Source organism: Amycolatopsis sp. FBCC-B4732 (assembly GCF_023008405.1).
GTDB classification, from domain to species: Bacteria; Actinomycetota; Actinomycetes; order Mycobacteriales; family Pseudonocardiaceae; genus Amycolatopsis; species Amycolatopsis pretoriensis_A.
In genome coordinates, this window is sequence record NZ_CP095376.1 from 8,919,880 (window position 1) to 8,937,847 (window position 17,968).

A 17,968-nucleotide genomic window follows, 5' to 3' on the forward strand; every position below is an offset into this window, starting at 1 on the left:
CCGCCGTTGGGGATCCACGAGGCATTTGTTGTGAGTCACAACAAAGTAGCTCCCGGCTACCGGCACTTTGGTCACGTTTACGTAACACTTGTCTGGACCAATACGCGAACGGGTGAAGCGGTTCGTAGCTCTTTGCCCGATTGACCGCGCGGTGGGCGAATGACTGAACCGAGAAACATCCTTCTGCCGGGTGACCTCGGTCGAGTGACATGCGACGATCCCGTGCCACACCTCGTCCTCTACCGAGGAGTAGGCAATGGCGCCTCCACGGTTGCTCCGATCCCTCGTCGTCCTCTCCCTCGTCGCGGCCCCACTGGTGGTGGCCACCTCGACCGCCGAAGCCGTCCCGCTGCAGAGCGGTGGCGTCGTCGACTTCGGCTGTGCCACCTCGGGCAAGTTCCACTGCCTCGGCAAGTCGATCCGGTCACCGAAGGGCTCCGGCCCACTGCTGAATTCCACCCCGGTCGGCTACGGGCCGGCCGAAATCCAAGCCGCGTACAACCTCGGCGGGCTGCACGCGAACGGCAGGACAGTGGCCATTGTGGACGCTCAGGACGCGCCGACGGCCGAAGCCGACTTGGCCAAGTTCCGTTCCGCGCGCGGGCTTTCGCCGTGCACGACGGCCAACGGCTGCTTCAAGAAGGTCAACCAGAACGGCGCGGCGAGCCCGCTGCCCGCGCCCGACTACGGCTGGGCGATGGAGATCAGCCTCGACCTCGACGCGGTGTCGGCGACCTGCCCGGACTGCAACATCCTCTTGGTGGAAGCGAATTCCCCGGACACCGACCCGCTGATGACGGCGGTCGACACCGCGGCGGCGACGCCGGGCGTGGTGGCGATCTCCAACAGCTACGGCGGCACCGAGGATTCGACGATCCTCGCCGCGGACGCCCACCTGAACCACCCGGGCATCGCGGTCACGGCGTCCTCGGGCGACTCCGGCTACGGCGTCAGCTGGCCGGCTTCGTCGCCGTACGTCACGGCGGTGGGCGGCACGACCCTGAAGAAGTCCACGACGACCGCCCGCGGCTGGACGGAGACGACGTGGAAGGGCAGCGGCTCCGGGTGTTCCGCGCTGGAGGCGAAACCGGCGTGGCAGCACGACACGGGGTGTGCGAAGAGGACGGTCGCGGACGTCTCGGCGGTGGCGGACCCGGCCACCGGGCTCGGCGTCTACGACACGTACAACAGCTGCGGCAGCTCGTCGTTCTGCGACCTGCTGCTGTCACTGGGCCTCGCCCAGGGCGCGGACGGCTGGATCCAGGTCGGCGGCACGAGCTTGTCGTCCCCGGTGATCGCGAGCGTGTACGCGCTGGCGGGGAACTCCGTGACGTCGGGGTCGTACCCGTACGCGCACACCGACGGATTGTACGACGTGACGTCGGGCTCCAACGGCAGTTGCGGCGGGACGTACCTGTGCACGGCGGGCACCGGCTACGACGGGCCGACGGGGTTGGGCACGCCGCACGGGACGTCAGGGTTCTGAGCGCCGGAGCGGCTTTCCGAGCCCCGCGGTCAGTTCGGCGTCGATCCGCGTGCGGAGGTCGCCGAACACGCAGATCGTCTCCTCCCACGGGTGCCCGAAGGTGCCCAGGCGGAGATCGCGGGTTAGGTAGCTGTGGTAGTCCCCGCCCGGGAAGGCGGAGCCGGGCCGGCGTGGTCCGGCTCCGCCGACCCGGGCGGGGTCGAAGCGGTAACCGGCGTGGTGCCAGTCGAGCCAGTACAGCTCTTCGCCGTCCACAACGGACTCGCGGAGTCCCTTGTAGATGGTGGCGAGGAACCGGTCGACGGCGGCGTCCTCGGCGTCGCCGACGTACCAGGTCGCCGAGTTCGCCGGTTCGGTGATCCCGGGGAACTCCCTGGTGTCGGGCCGGAACGCGAACCGCTCGCGGAAGCGGGCCCAGATGTCGTCGTGCTCGGGCTCGGAAAACAGGCGACGGACCGGCCGGGTCCGCGCCGGTTCGCCGGGCGAGGGCCGGTGGTAGCGGGTGACGGTGGTGATCTCGCGCAGCCCGGCCGCCTCGAAGGCTTCGCGCAGCGCACCCGTGGCTTCGGCGAGCAGGAACCGCGCGTCCGGGCTGTTCCAGGCGTGCCCGGCGAGCGTGCCGGCGAACCCCGGGTCGGTCACCCCGCCCACGACCACGAACTCGCCGGCCGCTTCGAGCCAGGCGGCCCGGTCGCCGTCGAGCAGGACTTCGGCCGCCCGGTCCAGGTGGGCCGAGTCGGCGAGGAACTCCGCGAACGGACGGCGGTGCGGGCCGGTGCCGCCGGCCAGCTCGGCGACGCGCTGAAGCGAGAGCCAGTCGGCCTTGACACCGGGGATCGGGGCGGTGTCCGTCCCGATCGGACGGACGAGGACCGCGCGTTCCGGCTCCGCGGTGAACCCCGCCGCGCGCAGCAACTCGGGCAGCGCGTCGCCGTCGTGGCGGTACACCGGCCACACCACCGGCTCGTTCCGGCGGGCGAAGGCCTCGACCTGGCGGGCGACCAGCGCGCCGAGGCCGTCGTCCGGGAGCGGGCCGTGGTCCACCTCGCCGTGGGTGCCGTAGTGGGTGCGCACGACCGCGCCGTCGCGCTCGATCACCGCACCGACCGGTGGGAGCGTGGGCACGCGGCCGCGCAGCTGGGCGTCGAACGAGGTCAGCACACTGTCCATTGTCCACGGACGGGTGACCTTTGCGTGCGAGGTCCCGGTGCGGGGTAAGGATGACTGCATGCTGGACACCGAGCTGCTGTCGCGAGCGCCGTCGAGGGCGCTCGACGTTCTCACCCCGCTCGGGGACGTGCGGTTCGCCGTCCGCGTGGGTGGCTGGGACGTGCCGGCCAGACCGGAGCTGACCTGGGGCCTCGGGTCCGGTGCGCGGCTGTGCCGGTGGCGGCACCGGTCCGTGCGGCTCGACGTGCTTTCCGGGACCACCCGGCCCGAGCAGCCCGGCGTCACCCGCGAAACCGTCATCTTCCGCGTGCTGGCCAGGGAAGCGCTCAGCGAGTTCGTCGTCCAGGCCGAGCTCGCCGATCCGCCGCCGGACGCTGCCGGTGCGGAAGGCGCTTTCACCGTCGGGGCCGCCGACGCCGTGGTGAGCGTCGGCGGCCCCGACGTCGAGGCGCTGCGCCGTTGTTCCCTCGAGGGGCGGCACGTGCCGCCGTACTGGTCGGGGCGGCTGGCCGCCGACGCCGTCGAGCTCGACGGGGCGCGGCTCACCTGGCAGCTGCCCGGCGTCGAGCGCGGGGACTACGCCGAGCTGTGGGCGTCCGTCGCCTGGAGCGAAGCGGACGGGGACCCGGGCCGCGCCGTCGACATCGACCCGGCCCGGGTGCTGCGCGAGCTGACCCGGTGACACCCGGTCCGGATCCGGTGCCCCGGCCCGGTCGTTGCCGATCCGGATCGCGGTGGCGCCCGAGGTCGGCGTCACCGGGGCCGAAGTGGTGTACGGGGTGCTGTTCCCCGCGTCGCTGAGCGGATCACCGGACGTGTCACATCTTCGGGGCGCGGTACGTCAAGGTGGTGACGCACGCGAAAGGACCGCCCCGTGAACGACGATTTCCTGGCTCGGAGCTTCGAGACCCACCGCGACCACCTGCGGGCCGTCGCCTACCGGATGCTGGGCTCGCTGAGCGAAGCCGAGGACGCCGTCCAGGAGTCGTGGCTGCGGTTGAGCCGGAGCGACGGCGCCGCCGTCGAGAACCTGGGCGGCTGGCTGACCACGGTCGTCGGCCGCGTCTGCCTCGACATGCTGCGGTCGCGCAAGGCGCGGCGCGAGGAGCCGTGGGACGCGCTGGTGCCGGACCCGATCGTCAGCCGCGACGACGACGGCCCCGAGCACGAGGTGCTGATGGCGGACTCGGTCGGGCTGGCGCTGCTGGTCGTGCTGGACACGCTCACCCCGGGCGAGCGGCTGGCGTTCGTGCTGCGGGACATGTTCGCGATGCCGTTCGAGGAGATCGCCCCGATCGTCGGCCGGTCCGAAGCGGCGACCCGGCAGCTCGCCAGCCGCGCCCGCCGCCGGGTGCAGGGCGCGCCGGTGGCGCCGGACCCGGACCTGGCCCGCCAGCGCGAAGTGGTCGACGCCTTCCTGGCCGCGGCCCGCGGCGGCGACTTCGACGCACTGGTCTCGGTCCTGGACCCGGAGGTCGTCCTACGCGCCGACCGCGGCGCGGCCCACGGCGGTTCGGACGAGGTCCGCGGCGCGGCGGCGGTGGCCAACCAGGCCCTGACGTTCTCCCGCCTCGGCGCAGGCGGCGGCGTGGTCCGCCGGGCTTTGGTCAACGGCGCGGCGGGCGTGGTGGCGACCCGCGACGGACGGCCGTTCTCGGTGCTCGGCTTCACGGTGGCCGGCGGGCGGATCGTGGAGATCGACATTCTTGCGGACCTCGAGCGGCTGGAGCGCTTGGATCTGGCGGTGCTGGACTGACGGTGGTGTCTTGAATGAGTCGTTCAGGTCTTCGGAGGTCCTGGATGACTCATTCAAGACCTGGGGCGAGCGGGTGCGGTCGGGTGCCGGTGGGGCGCCTCTTGTCGAGATGCCGATGGCCGCCGGGGCACAGGGCCGCTGGGGCATGGGTGTTCCGCCGCCGCCCGCGCTGCCGCTGCGCCGCCCGCACTGCTGCTGTCTGTCGCGCAGCCGCTGCACCACTGCCGCCGCCCGCGCTGCTGCCATGCCGCGCGCCGCCACCGCTGCCCGCGCAGCTGCTGCTGCCGCCACCGCCGCCCGCGTTGGTGCCGCGCCGCCGCTGCTGCTGCGCCGCCGCTGCCGCACCGCTGCGCAGCTGCCGCGCAGCGGCGGCTGCCCGCGCGCTGCTGCTGCCGCTGCGCCGCCGGCGTGCCGCTGCGCGGCCCGTGCCGCTGCGCTCGCGCTGCTGCCGCGCCGCCACCGCCGCATCCGCGCCGCCGCCGCTGCGCCGCTGCCGCGCCGCTGCCGCTGCCGCGCCGCTGCCGCTGCCGCGCCGCTGCCGCTGCCGCGCCGCTGCCGCTGCCGCTGCCGCGCCGCTGCCGCTGCCGCTGCCGCTGCCGCTGCCGCGCCGCTGCCGCTGCCGCGCCGCTGCCGCTGCCGCCCGCGCCGCCGCGGCGCCGCTGCCGCCCGCGCTGCTGCTGCGCCGCCGCCACATCCGCGCCGCCGCCGCGCGCTGCCGCTGCGGCCGCACCGCTGCTGCGCCGCCCGCGCCACCGCAGCTCAGCCGCGGCGCGCCGGTCACAGGTCCGTGACCACCGCGCCGTTCTCGTCGGTCACCAGCGCCACTCCGGCTGCGCCGTCGAAGTGGAGGTAGCGGTGTCTGCCGTTCGCGTGGCGGCGGACCGCGCCCGCCACCACCGCCACCAGCTCGCCGTCCTCGATGGCGTACAGCTCGTCCGGGGTCAGGACTTCGTGGATGCGTGTGCCGTCCGTGACCAGGGTTCGGACGCGGCGGCCCGTGTGGTCGTAGCCGTACAGGGCGTTGACGCCGTCGTCGCCGTGGACGCCTCGGAGGTGGTCGAACGCGTCGCGGATTTCCGTGCCGCACAACGGTTGCGGGTCCGGGGCCGGGCCGAGTTCGCGGGTCCAGGTGGCGCCCGGGCCGCTCACCACGTGGCTGGTGCCGGTCCACGCCTCGCTCACGCCGTTCGCGTAGTGGACCGCCGTGCGGTGGCCGCGCAGGTCGTAGTGCACCGCGTCGACGAAGCCGGGCACGCTCACCAGCCTGCCGACCTCGTCGTACTGGTGGTGGACCGTCAGCCGGCCGTCGCCGGCGTCCGGGTAGACCACCTTCGCCGGGCGGCCGTCCGCGCGGCGCGTCACGTCGAGGCGGTACTCGACGGCCACGTGCGCGGGCCGCCAGCGCTTCTCGGCCGGGTTGCCGAGTGCGTCGTAGCCGAACAGCGTCACGCCCGACTCGTCGGCCACGCGCACCAGCCGCCCGCAGCTGTGCGGGCCGGCGCCGAGCGGGACCGGGAGCCCGCCGTCGTGGTGGGTGAACGTGATGAGCGGGGTGCCGTGCGGGTCGTCGACCAGCACCGCCGCCGGCCGGCCGGCGGCGTCGTGGACGCGGAACACCGTGTGCCCGTCCGGTGTCCGCGTCTCCACCGGGTTGCCCGCCGCGTCCCGCACCAGCACGACGCCGTCGTCGCTCCGCAGTTCCCGCCCGAGCAGGTCGCAAAGGCCACCTTCAAGTTCCTCGCGGGGGCCTTCACGACCGGCGAGCGGGCGGCCGAGCGCGTCGTAGCGGAACTGCTCCGGCGGGGGCGGCCGATCGCCGTCGCGGAACGACCGGCTCGTCCGGCGCAGGAACCCGCGCGCGCAGTACTCGTGGCGCTCGTCGACGACGTCGCCGAGCAGTTCGGCGTGCCGCCGCTCCAGCAGCCGGCCGGCGCCGTCGCGCACCTCGGTCCTCAGCAGCACTTCCGCCTCGCCGGACACCGCGCGCTGCTCGGTCGTGACCCGCGCCGGACCGCGGAGGTCGTAGCGGTACCGGATGGTCGGCAGCTCCGCCGAATCACCCGGCCGGACGACGGTTTCGGGGCGCCCCAACGGGTCGTGGGTCACCGTGGTCACCGCGCCCGCCGGGTCGACGAGCTCGCGCACCCGCGCGGTCCGGACGTCGTGGCGCGTGATCGTCACGTTCCCGAGCGGATCCGTGGCCACCTCGGGGAAGCAGCGGTCGGCCGAATACCGCACTTCGCCGGTGTGCCCGAGCGGGTCGGTCGTGGCGGTGCGCAGCCCGGTGACGGTGTCGAGCCGCCCGTGGAACGTCGTGATCCACCAGCCGTCCTCGCCCGGACGGCGGTGGTAGCCGTGGTGGCGCAGGTCCGGCGGCACCGGGCCGTAGACGTCGGCGACGAGGGCGTCGGTGAGCACCAGCTCCTCCCGCGCGGTGCACAGCCCGTGCGCGCCGGCCCGGCCGTCGGGGTTCTCGTCATAGCGGAACAGCCGGTCGGACAACACCTTCCCGCTACCGTCCACGGTGCGGACCCGCGCGGGCAGTGCCGCGAAGCGGCCGTCGGGGTCGGTCGCGTACGTCGTGCGGGTGTCGCGCACGACGGGCCCGCGGCCGGCCCGCTCGACCGTTTCGACCACCCGGGCCGGGTTCCCGGCGGCGTCGAGGTCGGTCTCGGTCGTGGTGACCGAAACCGGGTCCGGGCGCCGCTCGAACTCGCTCACGACCGAACGCGTCCACTGTGGACGGCGCAGGTGCACCACCCGGCGGTACGGCCGGTCCTGCTCGGGGGAGCCGTCGAGGCCGTAGGTCTCTTCCTTGGCCAGCCGGCCGTCGTCGCCGAACCAGCGCACGGTCCGCAGCGTGGGCGCGTGCTCGTCGCCGAGCTCGTCCTGGACGACCCGGCCGAACACCGGCAGCCGGCAGTCGTGGTAGTCGAACTCGGTCACGCCCACGTGCCCGGTGGCCGTTTCGCGGCGGGAAACGCGCCGGACCACCGGGATCGTTTCCACCGTCGTGTACTCGATTTCGGTGCGCAGCCCGATGCCGTTGTCGATCTCGCTGAGCCGGCCGGTGCGGGGAAGGTCCTCGAACGAGAAGTACGGCACGGTGTCGTCGGCGTCGAGCAGCGAAACGCCACCGCCGGAGCGGGCCTTCGCGGCGAGCTGGACCCGGTGCGGCACCGGGGTTTCCACCTGGGCGTAGGCCAGCCGCAGCACCGGGGCGGCGGCTTCGGCGCCCCGCGCGTCGAACCCGGTCAGCGCCACCGACGTCAGCAGCGAAGCGCCGGTGACGTCGTCGGGGTCGTAGCCGAGGGTCCACCGCCGGACGAGCGGCCGCGGGTCGGTGGGCACCCGCAGGTCGATCCGCGCGCAGCGCAACGCCGTCGTGACGAGGGTGCCGCCGCGGCCCCAGCGCAGCACGTCCGGCCGCGGCTCGTACGCGAAGTCCACTTCGTACGGTCCGTAGCCGACGCGGGCGAGGTAGGCCTGGCCGCTGTGGTGGGCCCAGCCGAACGTCGCCGTCGTGCCCAGCGCGTCCTCGGTCCGGTCGAGGTACCAGCCGTCGCCGCCGGCCGGGCCGAGGAAGTGCCGGGTGCCCGACCGGGTGGTCAGCACGAAGCCGTCGCCCTGGCGGGTGAGCCGGCCCGCCGTCCCGGACCGCGCGTGGCCGTCGGTCTTGCGCACGTGCGGCAGCGGCAGCGCGAACCCGCCGCCGAACGGGCCGTTGGGCGCGCCGGTCGTGTAGCGCAGCGCCAGCGCCGGGGCGCTGCCGCCGGGACCGGGCGGCAGGTCGAGCGGCACCGCGAACCGCCCGCCGCCGGTGGCCGGGTCCGGGGTGAACGTCCCGCCCCCACCCCGGACCGGTGCCGGCGCGGTCGCCTCCCGCGTGCTCGACCGGAGCACAACCATGGTGATCTCCCCGCATGGATCCGTGACTTCCGCAGGGCCAAGTGGGTGAGCCGGGCGCGCCAGATACGTCGTCACCCGTTTGCCGTCGTCGTTACCCATTCGAGATCTCCGTGTCGTATCCCAGTGGCGGCCCACGGGTCTTTCCCGGGTGCCATCAGTGATCAATGGCGGAGGGTGGACCCGATGGTCGTCAAGTTCGTCCGGGACGAGGGCGCGGAAGTTGCGGCGGAGGACGCGAGCACGCTGAACGAGCTCCCGACCCCGCCGAGGCAATTGCTCGACCGGCACGGCGCACGCGTGCTGGACCCGGCGACCGCGGTCGTCGCCGCCGGGCAGCCGGTGCCGCGCACGACGGTGTACCGGCCCGGCACGTTCCTCCTGCCCAACCGGTACCTGCGCGACCCGGAGGCGCTGGCCGCGATCAACCGCGTGCTCGCGCGCATCGGCATCTACGCGACCCCGGCCGACGGCGGCGGTGACGACCAGGGGTACGGCCGCGTCCGGGAGCTCGCCGACGTGCCCGTCCGCGCGCTGCTGCGGGTCCGCGAGGACTCCGACCCGGTCGTCGTCGACTGCTGGAAGGCGCTGCAGCTGCTGCGGGCCGCGGCTTCGGGCGAGAAGCCCGAAATCGACCCCGAAATCGTCAAGGAGATGTCCGTCGAGCACCTGCTCTTCACGTCGCCGGTGTTCGGCGGGGTGCCGTGGGAGACCAGCGGCCTCGGCGGCACGCCCTGGGAGACCAGCGGGTTCGGCGCGGGCAGCTCGTACGGGCGCACCCACGGCGCGAACCGGATCCCGGTGACGCTGGCCGCCGAACCGCCGTACCGCAGCCGCAAGCCCGCGCACCGGCGGCCGGTGATCGCCGTGCTCGACACCGGCATCGGCCCGCACCCGTGGTTCGGGCTGGCCGACCGCTCCGGGCCGCCGTCGCCCGGCTCCGGGCTCGCCGTCGCACCCGACATCCAGGCCGCGATCCTGCAGGCCGAGGTCGACTCCGGGAGCACCCTGCCGACCCAGCTGCTCGCCGACTACTGGGACGCGCCGACGACCGGCCAGCCGCTGATCGGCGACATCGACACCGACACCGGGCACGGCCTGTTCATCGCCGGCATCATCCGGCAGGCCTGCCCCGAAGCCGACACGCTCGCGATCCGCGTCGTGCACAGCGACGGCGTCGCGTACGAGGGCGACGTGCTGCTCGCGCTGCACCTGCTCGCCGACCGCGTCCGGAACGCGCAGGCGGACAACCGGCCCGAGGACCTGGTCGACATCGTCTCGATCTCGATGGGCTACTACGTCGAGGACCCGGCGGACGTCGCGTTCACCGGCCAGTTCGGCTCGGTCATCGCCGAGCTGCTCGGGCTCGGCGTGCTGGTCGTCGCGGCCGCGGGCAACGACGCCACGACCCGCCGCTTCTACCCGGCCGCCTTCGCCGACCAGCCGCTCGGGCCCGGCTGCGGCCCGCAGGTGATCAGCGTCGGCGCGCTCAACCCCGACGTCACCACCAGCAAGGCGCTGTTCTCGAACGAAGGCCCGTGGGTGCGCTGCTGGGCGACCGGCGCCGGCGTCGTCAGCACCTACCCGACCGACGTCCGCGGCACCGCGGCCGCCGACCACCAGGTGCCCGAGCTCGGCCGCAACTCCTTCGACCCCGACGACTACAGCGCCGGCTTCGCGGTCTGGGACGGCACGTCGTTCGCCGCGCCGCTCGCCGCCGCCGAGATCGGCAATGCCCTGCTGCACCACGCCGGAGACCTGGCCACGGTCGACCGCGAAACGGTCGTCAAGCGGGCCTGGTCCGCGCTGGGTTCGCTGTGAACGTGGCCAAAACGGACCACAGCCGGGTGGCGGCACTGTTCGACGCAGCGCGGGAGGGCGACCGCGCGGCGCTGGACGAACTGGTTTCCCTGCTCACGCCCCTGCTCTGGCAGGTGGCGCGCGATCAGGGGTTGGACGCCGACCAGGCGGGCGACGTCGTGCAGACGACGTGGCTGCGCCTGCTCGGCTCGTTCACGGAGATTCGCTCGCCGGTCGCGCTGACCGGCTGGCTGATCACCGTGACCAAACGGGAGGCCTGGCGGACTGGGGAAAAGCGCCAGGTCGAACGGCCGCTTCCGGAGCTGCCGGAGCGGCTGACCGGAGCGGCACCGGCACCCGAGGAGGGGGTGCTGCGTGAAGACCAGCGCGTGCGGCTTTGGCGCGCGGTCGACAACCTGCCCGAACGCTGCCGCAGCCTGCTGCGGATCGTGGCGTTCGTGCACCGGCCGGACTACGCCGAAGTCGGCGCCCGGCTGGGAATGCCGAGGGGGAGTATCGGCCCGACCAGGGGACGTTGCCTCGCGCGCCTGCGCGAGCAGCTACTCGCCAACGGCGAAGGAGATTGGCTGTGACCACCGTCGAACCACCAGGCGCGAACGAGCCGTTGGACGAGCTCGACTTCCGGCTCCTCGCCGGCGTGCGCGAGCTGTGGGAAGACGCCGACCCGATGCCCGCCACGCTGGTGGAGCAGATCCGCTTCGCCATCGCGCTGGAGGACGTCGACCTGGAAGTGATGCGCATCCGCGAGCAGGAGGGCTTCGCCGTCACGCGAAGCGCCGCCGAGCAGGGGCGGCTCATCACTTTCGACAGCGAGAGCCTGACGATCATGGTGAACGTGAGTCCCGAAGCGGCGGGCACGATCCGCTTGGACGGGTGGCTGACCCCGCCCGCCGAGCACCCGATCGAGGTCCGCACGGCGAACGGCCCCTTGACGACCACGTCGGACGCCGAGGGGCGCTTCGCGGTCAACGGGGTGCCGCACGGGATGGTGCAGGTGCTGGTGCGCACGCTCGGCAGGTCGAGGACGGTGAGCACGCCGGCCATCGAACTCTGAGCCCCGCCCGCCCCGTCCGCCCGCCCGCCGGACGTCATGAACGGGTCGTTCACCGCGTCTGGCGTCATGAACGACTCGTTCATGTCGTCAGGGGCGGGGGTCGGCCGGTGTCGGCGAGGAGCCTGGCGTCGCTCGGCCCGGCATGCCCCGTCCCGCACCCGGCCCGCCCGCCGGACGTCATGAACGGGTCGTTCACCGCGTCTGGCGTCATGAACGACTCGTTCATGTCATCCGCGGCCCGGATACCGCGCTGTGACGTGAAAATCTGCCCTCCCGGCGAGAGCTCCCGGATCGCCCAGGGCCGGAGGTACGATCCGGGGCGTCCTTCTCGGCCGAGGGGGACCGCCCCGGCCGGAAGGGCAGCCCGTGGTCGCGTCGCCGAAGGCGGAAGACCGGGTGCGCGACCTGCATCGGCGTGCGGTCGCGGCGACCAACGACGGCCAGCCCGTGGTCGGTGGGCGCCTGATCCGTTCCGCCGCACGGCTTCTGGGGCTGCCCGCGACCGCGCCGCCGCCCGGGTGGCCGGCCTGGCCCGACCTCGCCACGCGCGTGCTCGGCACGTACGCGGCCGTCGAAACCGCGCTGGGCAACAGCGCGCGCGGCCTCGCCCTGCTCGACGAGGCCGACGTCCTCGTCTCCGACGCCGGGCGCGGGATCCTGCGCCAGCAACGCGGTCTGGTGTTCATCCTCATCGGACGGATGGACGAGGCGCTCACCTGCTTCGACGAGGCGATCCCGCTGCTGCGGCAGGCCGGCGAGTTCGTCGTGCTCGCCCGGACGCTGCTCAACCGCGCGATGCTGCACCAGTACGCCGGTCGCGTGCGGCTCGCGCTCGCCGACCTCGACCAGTGCGAGCAGATCGGCGCCGGCCAGCCCGAAGAAGAAGGCCTGGCCAGGATCTTCGCGAAGGCCGCGCACGGCCGCGGGCAGGCTCGGGTGCTGACCGGCGACATCCCGGGCGCGCTGCGCGACTTCGACGCGGCGAGCGGGTTCTACGCCGAGCAGAGCGTCGGGATGCTGCCCGTGCTGGCCGTCGACAAGGCGCGGGCGCTGCTCGCCGCCGGGGTGCCGCAGGAAGCCGCCGCCGAACTGGACGCCGCGCTCGAACAGTTCCCGCGGCTGCGGATGAACCAGGAGCACGCCGAAGCCGAGCTCACGCGCGCGTTGGCCACGCTCGCGAGCGGCGACCCGGCGACCGCGCGCAGCTGGGCCGGGCGCGCGGAACGGCGGTTTCGCCGCCGGGGCAACGAAACCTGGGCCGCGGTCGCGCAGCTGACCGCGCTGCGCGCGGACTTCGCGGCCGGACGGCGGATCGCCCGCGTCGCCGTGGAAGCGACCGCGCTCGCCGGCCGGCTCACCGGGCTGGGCCTGCGCAACGACGCCGAAATCGCGGGGCTGCTGGCCGCACGGGCGCGGATCGCGCTCGGCGACCTCGACGGCGCCCGCGCCGGCATCGCACCCCGCGACCGCCGGACCGCTCCGCTGGAAAACCGGCTCGTCCGGCGGCTCGCGCTGGCCGAACTCGGCGCCGCGACCGGCCACCGGCGCGTGACGTTCGCGAACGCGCGGGCCGGGCTCGCCCAGCTGCAGCGGCACCGCAGCCGCTTCGGCAGCGTCGACCTGCAGACCGCGACGACGTCGCTGGGCAAGGAACTCGCCGACGCCGGTCTCGCCGCCGCGCTCGCCCAGCGGTCGCCGGGGGTGGTGTTCCGCTGGCTCGACCGCTCGCGCGCGCAGGCGTTCCGGTTCCGGCCGGTGCGCCCGCCCGCGCACCCCGAGACCGTGGACGCCGTCGCCGAGCTGCGGTACCTCTCGATGCAGATCCGCGCGGGCGAGCTGTCCGGGAAGCCGGACGCGCAGGCCGTGAAGCGCTGCGCCGCGCTGGAACGCGAAATCCGCGCCAAGGGCTGGCAGGCCGAGGGCACCGACGTGGACCACCCCGAGGCGAAGCTGCGCGAGATCGGCGACGAGCTGGCCGCCACCGGCAGCGCGATGGTCTGCTTCCTCGCCGACCACGGTTCGCTGTGCGCGCAGGTGATCGCCGACCACCGGGTCGCGCTGGTCGAGCTCGGCCCGGCCTCGGCCGTCGCGGAGCCGGTCGCGCGGCTGCACAGCGACCTCGACGCGTTGTGCGGGCGCCAGCTGCCGCCGCAGCTGGACCGGGTCATCCGCCGGTCGGTGCGGACGCAGGTCACCGCGCTGGACGCGATCCTGCTGGCGCCGCTGGCCGCCCGGCTCGGCGACCTCGACGTCGTCGTCGTGCCGACCGGGGCGCTGTCGGCGATCCCGTGGGGGCTGCTGCCGACGGTGCGCGGCCGGCCGGTGACGGTCACGCCGTCGTCGTCGGCCTGGTTCGACGCGGGCCGCCGTCCGCGCCGCGCGGACGGGGCGCCGCTGCTGGTCGCGGGCTCGGACCTGACCCACGCGGACACCGAGATCTCGTCGCTGGCGCCGCTGTACCCGGAGGCGGAGGTGCTGACCGGCCCGGACGCGACGGTCGCGGCGACGCTCAAGGCGTTCGACGGCTGCCGGCTCGCCCACTTCGCCGCGCACGGCCACCACGAGCAGGAGAACGTGCTGTTCTCCCGGCTCAACCTCGCCGACGGGCCGCTGATGGCCTACGACGTCCAGCAGCTCGCGACGGCGCCGGAGCAGGTGGTGCTGTCGTCGTGCGACGTCGGCCAGACCGTGGTCCGCGCGGGTGACGAGGTCCTCGGCTTCACGGCGGCGCTGCTCTACGGCGGCAGCCGCACGGTGGTCTCGAGCGTGGCGCGGGTCGACGACCGGACCGCGGGCGGGGTGATGCTGGCGTTCCACCGCGCACTGGCGGCCGGGACGCCGCCGGCACGGGCGCTGGCGGACGCGGCCACGGCCGAACCGCTGATGCCGTTCGTCTGTTTCGGTCGCAGCTGACTCCCTTTCCGACGTCCGGTGATCTTGAAGGTTGCTTTCGGGTGATCGATCGCATCGCGGCGCATCCCCGAGGGGGCGGTGGGCATCTTTCCCAGTGAGTCCAGTCGATCACGGAACAAGGGAGGATGACCATGAAGCGAGCTGGTACCGCGCTGATCGTCGGGGGTCTGGCGGCCGGTGGGCTGCTGCTGGCCGGCGGGGCGGCGAACGCCATGCCGAGCGACCACCCGTGCGGCGCGTCGGACGTGACCGTGACCGTGGCCCCGGACCCGTCGAACGCGGCCGGGCACGAGGCTTATGTGCTCACCTACACGGCGGCGTCGCCGACCACGAACTGCAAGCTCGAGGGCGCGCCGACCGCGGTGGGCTTCCTCGCCGGCGGGCAGCGGCTGCCGATCGCGGTGACGACGGACGCCTCCGAGGCGGTCCCGGTGAACCTGCGCGACGGGCACCCGGCGGTGTCCCGGATCGTCCAGCGCTCGGCCGCGGCGCCTGCGGCCGCCGAGTTCGTCACGTTCGACCTGCCGACCGGGCCGTACGGCCAGCCGGTGAGCGTCGCGTGGCCGGCGGGGGCGCCGGTGAAGGGCGAGACCGTCCAGGTCACGCCGGTCGGCAACTGACGTCCGGGAGGGGATTTCCGATGAAGCGCATCTTGCTGGGGATCGGCACGGCGGCGGGGGCCTTCGTGCTGGCGGCGTGCGGGACGTCCACGGCGGCCCCGGCGCCCGCAGCAGGCTCCGGGTCCGGGTCCGGCTCCGCGAACGGCGCGGCGGCGGCTCCGGCGGGCGGCGGGGTGGCCGCGGCGTCGACCGCGACGCCCCGGTGCACCACGGCCGACCTGGAGGTCCTGCTGGGCAAGCCGGCCGAGAAGAACGACGCGCCGGGCCAGTACGACCTCCCGCTGACCTACCGGAACACGACGGACCACACGTGCGGTCTGTACGGCGTCCCGGGCGTCGACCTGGCCGGCCCGGACGACCCGGCGTTCGGCCCGGTGTACCACCTGACGCGCGTCGACAACGGCGTGAAGTACAACGAGGTCACCCCGGGGACGACGGCGTCGGCGACGATCACGGTGGTGAAGCCGGCGGACGGCGAGCCGACGTGGACGCCGTCGAGGCTGAACACGATCCCGCCCGGGTCGACGAAGGCGCTGACCGCGGACTGGCCGGCCGGCCTGCCGGTCCTCCGCCAGGACGCGGCGACCCACCCGGGTTCGTACGTGAACGGCATCCTCGCCGACCCGGCCTGACGGCCGTCTCGTCACTCGATCGGGTGATGCCTGGAGCCGCGCGTCATTCCTGGCGTGCGGCTCCCTCTTCCTCACTGCGGCGGTAACCGGCCGGCACGCCCCCCGACTGGCCGGTTACCGCTGCGAGTTCCCTACTCACAGTGGAACCGCACCCTCGGAGACCCGGGACGACCGCGCGGCGGCTTACCTTCGGAAGCTGTGACGGTCGAACAGTGGGAGTCGGTGCGCGCAGCCCTGCCGGACGTCGGCGGCCGGTTCGCGGATCTGGTGGCGAGCGTGCCGGACGCGCACGCGAACTCGCTCGGCGAGTGGTCGATCGCCGAAACGGCGTCGCACGTGGGCATGATCGCGCTGATGTACACGGCGATGATCCGCGGCGACGGCGGCCCGCTCCCGTTGCCGGGCCTCGAAGACCCGATCGATTCGGCGAGCATCGACACGATCGGCCGGATGAACGAGCTCGCCCTCGAGCTCTACCCGGAACGCGACCCGGCCCGCCTGGCCGAGCGCCTGCGCGCGGACATCGCCGAGGTCCTGCTGGTCAGCGCGGACCTCGACCCGGAGAAGCCGGTCTGGTGGCTGGGCGGTTCGCGCGTCCCGGTGGCGGGCGTCCTCGCGCACCTGGTCAACGAGATGCTCCTGCACGGCCTCGACATCGCCCGCGCCCTCCGGCGGCCGTGGCCGATCCCGGCGCGGTACGAGGCGATGTTCCTGGAGCTGTTCCTGTTCGGCATGGTCCGCAACGACATGGGCAGCCTGCTCGACGACGCGACGCCGTCCGCGCGCCGCATCGCGGTCGAATTCCGGTCGGCGTACACGAAGCCGGGCGTACTGGCGCTGCAGCACGGGAAGCTGCGCTTCGAGGAACCGGACGGCACGGCGGACGTCCGCCTGCGCTTCGACCCGGCGGTGCTGGTCCCGATGATGTTCGGCCGGATTTCCCGGCCCAGAGCGGTCTTGACGGGCGGCGTCCGGATCGGCGGGCGGCGGCCGTGGCTGCTCCCGGCGTTCCTGCGGACGGTGCGGATGCCTTAGCGGAGCACGTCGAAGATCAGGTGGGTGGCGTTCGGCGTCTCGGCCACCGCGGTGCGCTTCAGCCGGACGTGCTCGCCGGGCGGGCCGTCGAAGAGCCGGACGCCGTGGCCGAAGAGCAGCGGGATCACGTGCAGGCGGAGCTCGTCGACCAGCCCGGCGCTCAGGAACTGCCGTAGCGTCGTGCCCCCGCCCATGACGACGACGTTGTCCGCGCCGGCCGCGGCTTTCGCCTGCTCCAGCGCGTTCTCGACACCTTCGGTGACGAACGTGAACGTCGTCGGGCCCTTCACGACCGGTTCGTGCGGCCGGTTCGTGACGACGTAGACCGGCTTCTCGAAGGTGCCGTCGTCGCCCCAGGTGTCGACGCCGACTTCGAACATCGTCCGGCCGAGCACGAACGCGCCGGTGCCTTCGAACAGCTTCGCCGCGACTTCGCCGTCGGCGTCGGTGCCCTCGAACAGCCACTCGTGCAGCAGGCCGCCGTCCTCGCCGAGCCGGTGTTCGGCACTGGATCCCGGCCCGGCCACGATCCCGTCGGCCGACACGCTGATTTCCGCGATGACTCTCCCCATGGGCGGTCACCCTGCCAGCGGATCAGGTGGAAGACCAGCCGTCGCCCCACTCGGCGTCGCGGGCCGCGCGGTACCTCGGGCCCTGCTTCTTCGAGACCGCGACACCCGGCTTCAAGCCGTCGCCGGTGCACAGGTCGAGCGCGACCCAGCCCTTGTGCTTCTTCGGGTGCCGGATGATCCGCGCGTCCGGGCGCTCCGGCGTGAACCGCGCCGCGACGACGTACGCGAACTTCTCGTCCTCGAACCCGAGTGTCGCGGCCTTCAACCGCCGGTGCAGGCCCGACCGCGGGAGGCGCGCGGCGAAGTGGCACCAGTCCTTGCCGGGCTCGATCGGGCAGGCGGCGTCGTGCGGGCAGGGCGCGACGACGTGCAGCCCGAGGTCGATCAGCTCGGCGCGGGCGGCGCGGATCCGCTCGTAGCCCGCCGGGGTGCCCGGCTCGATCAGCGCGACCGCTTCCGCCTTCGCCGCCAGCCAGCGCACGACGTCCGGGCGGGTGGCTCCCGGGAGTTCGCCCAGCACGTAGGAGAGCGTGACGAGGTCCGCTTCCGGCGCCGGGGCGGCCGGGTCGACGAACCCACGCCGCCACTCCGCGTTCCGGACCGGCGCCTGGAGCGCGTTCGCGGCCAGCCGCTTCCCGAGCCCGATCGCGCCGGCGACCTGCTCCACGACGGCGCACTTCGCCAGCGACGGCCACACGGCCGCGGCCGCCCACACCGCCGCCCCGGTACCCCCGCCGACGTCGACCTGCGTACGCGGCTCGAAGCCCGGAGCGCGCGAAGCGGCTTCGGCGAGCACAGCGTGTACGGCGGCGTAGGTGGCCGGCATCCGGTAGCCGGCGTACGCGGCGACGTCGACTTCAGAGGCCAGGATCGGCGAGGTCGCCGCGTCACCTTGGCGGTAGCGCGCGCTGAGCCGGTCGACGGACTGGCTCAGCCGGCCCACGGGGTGCCTGGCCAGCTCTTCGTCGAGCGCGGAGGAGAGATCGTCGGGGAGTACCGCCAC

General features: G+C 73.8%; 15 protein-coding genes. 11 read left to right on the top strand and 4 right to left on the bottom strand.

Annotated elements, in window-relative coordinates; translation table 11 throughout:
- Positions 1 to 256 precede the first annotated feature (256 nt).
- Entirely contained in the window at positions 257 to 1,486 is a 1,230-nt protein-coding gene (locus MUY14_RS40395; protein WP_247017605.1) for a S53 family peptidase, read from the top strand.
- On the opposite strand, the gene MUY14_RS40400 is transcribed toward MUY14_RS40395, so the two are convergent.
- Complete coding sequence (locus MUY14_RS40400; RefSeq protein ID WP_247017607.1) at positions 1,475 to 2,647, bottom strand: DUF2716 domain-containing protein; 1,173 nt, start codon at positions 2,645 to 2,647, stop codon at positions 1,475 to 1,477. The two genes, MUY14_RS40395 and MUY14_RS40400, sit on opposite strands and share 12 nt — an antisense overlap.
- A gap of 67 nt (positions 2,648 to 2,714) precedes the next feature.
- Between MUY14_RS40400 and MUY14_RS40405 the strand changes: the two genes are divergently transcribed.
- From MUY14_RS40405 to MUY14_RS40415, 3 genes are all read left to right on the top strand, one after another.
- On the top strand, positions 2,715 to 3,338 hold the full coding sequence (locus MUY14_RS40405) for a hypothetical protein (RefSeq protein WP_247017609.1): 624 nt from the start codon (positions 2,715 to 2,717) through the stop codon (positions 3,336 to 3,338).
- Positions 3,339 to 3,530: 192 nt separating this feature from the next.
- Entirely contained in the window at positions 3,531 to 4,412 is an 882-nt protein-coding gene (locus MUY14_RS40410) for a sigma-70 family RNA polymerase sigma factor (protein ID WP_247017611.1), read from the top strand.
- A gap of 149 nt (positions 4,413 to 4,561) precedes the next feature.
- On the top strand, positions 4,562 to 5,203 hold the full coding sequence (locus MUY14_RS40415; RefSeq protein ID WP_247017613.1) for a hypothetical protein: 642 nt from the start codon (positions 4,562 to 4,564) through the stop codon (positions 5,201 to 5,203).
- Here MUY14_RS40415 and MUY14_RS40420 read toward each other — a convergent pair.
- Positions 5,190 to 8,321, bottom strand: a complete 3,132-nt coding sequence (locus MUY14_RS40420; RefSeq protein WP_247017615.1) for an RHS repeat domain-containing protein — start codon at positions 8,319 to 8,321, stop codon at positions 5,190 to 5,192. The two genes, MUY14_RS40415 and MUY14_RS40420, sit on opposite strands and share 14 nt — an antisense overlap.
- Positions 8,322 to 8,504: 183 nt before the next feature.
- Between MUY14_RS40420 and MUY14_RS40425 the strand changes: the two genes are divergently transcribed.
- From MUY14_RS40425 to MUY14_RS40455, 7 genes are all read left to right on the top strand, one after another.
- The gene (locus tag MUY14_RS40425) at positions 8,505 to 10,139 is read left to right on the top strand and encodes a S8 family serine peptidase (RefSeq protein WP_247017617.1); all 1,635 of its coding nucleotides are present in this window, start codon (positions 8,505 to 8,507) and stop codon (positions 10,137 to 10,139) included.
- Positions 10,136 to 10,711 (top strand): sigma-70 family RNA polymerase sigma factor, encoded by a 576-nt coding sequence (locus MUY14_RS40430; RefSeq protein ID WP_315863241.1) that lies wholly within the window; start codon positions 10,136 to 10,138, stop codon positions 10,709 to 10,711. The genes MUY14_RS40425 and MUY14_RS40430 overlap by 4 nt, the downstream gene beginning before the upstream one ends.
- Positions 10,708 to 11,193: a hypothetical protein gene (locus tag MUY14_RS40435; protein WP_247017621.1), complete on the top strand. Its 486-nt coding sequence runs from the start codon at positions 10,708 to 10,710 to the stop codon at positions 11,191 to 11,193. Before MUY14_RS40430 ends, MUY14_RS40435 begins: the two co-directional genes overlap by 4 nt.
- Before the next feature lie 366 nt (positions 11,194 to 11,559).
- The gene (locus tag MUY14_RS40440) at positions 11,560 to 14,106 is read left to right on the top strand and encodes a CHAT domain-containing tetratricopeptide repeat protein (RefSeq protein ID WP_247017623.1); all 2,547 of its coding nucleotides are present in this window, start codon (positions 11,560 to 11,562) and stop codon (positions 14,104 to 14,106) included.
- A 131-nt stretch (positions 14,107 to 14,237) separates the two neighbouring features.
- Positions 14,238 to 14,726, top strand: a complete 489-nt coding sequence (locus tag MUY14_RS40445) for a DUF4232 domain-containing protein (RefSeq protein WP_247017625.1) — start codon at positions 14,238 to 14,240, stop codon at positions 14,724 to 14,726.
- Positions 14,727 to 14,746: 20 nt separating this feature from the next.
- Positions 14,747 to 15,358 carry a DUF4232 domain-containing protein gene (locus MUY14_RS40450; protein ID WP_247017627.1) on the top strand — a complete coding sequence of 204 codons (612 nt, stop codon included), beginning with the start codon at positions 14,747 to 14,749 and terminating at the stop codon, positions 15,356 to 15,358.
- Positions 15,359 to 15,556: 198 nt separating this feature from the next.
- A complete protein-coding gene (locus MUY14_RS40455; RefSeq protein ID WP_247017630.1) occupies positions 15,557 to 16,393 on the top strand; it encodes a maleylpyruvate isomerase N-terminal domain-containing protein in 837 nt (278 codons plus the stop codon).
- Here the strand turns inward: MUY14_RS40455 and MUY14_RS40460 are convergent.
- Both MUY14_RS40460 and MUY14_RS40465 read right to left on the bottom strand, forming a co-directional pair.
- Positions 16,390 to 16,965: a dihydrofolate reductase family protein gene (locus tag MUY14_RS40460; protein ID WP_247017632.1), complete on the bottom strand. Its 576-nt coding sequence runs from the start codon at positions 16,963 to 16,965 to the stop codon at positions 16,390 to 16,392. The two genes, MUY14_RS40455 and MUY14_RS40460, sit on opposite strands and share 4 nt — an antisense overlap.
- A gap of 22 nt (positions 16,966 to 16,987) precedes the next feature.
- The gene (locus MUY14_RS40465; RefSeq protein ID WP_247017634.1) at positions 16,988 to 17,968 is read right to left on the bottom strand and encodes a small ribosomal subunit Rsm22 family protein; all 981 of its coding nucleotides are present in this window, start codon (positions 17,966 to 17,968) and stop codon (positions 16,988 to 16,990) included.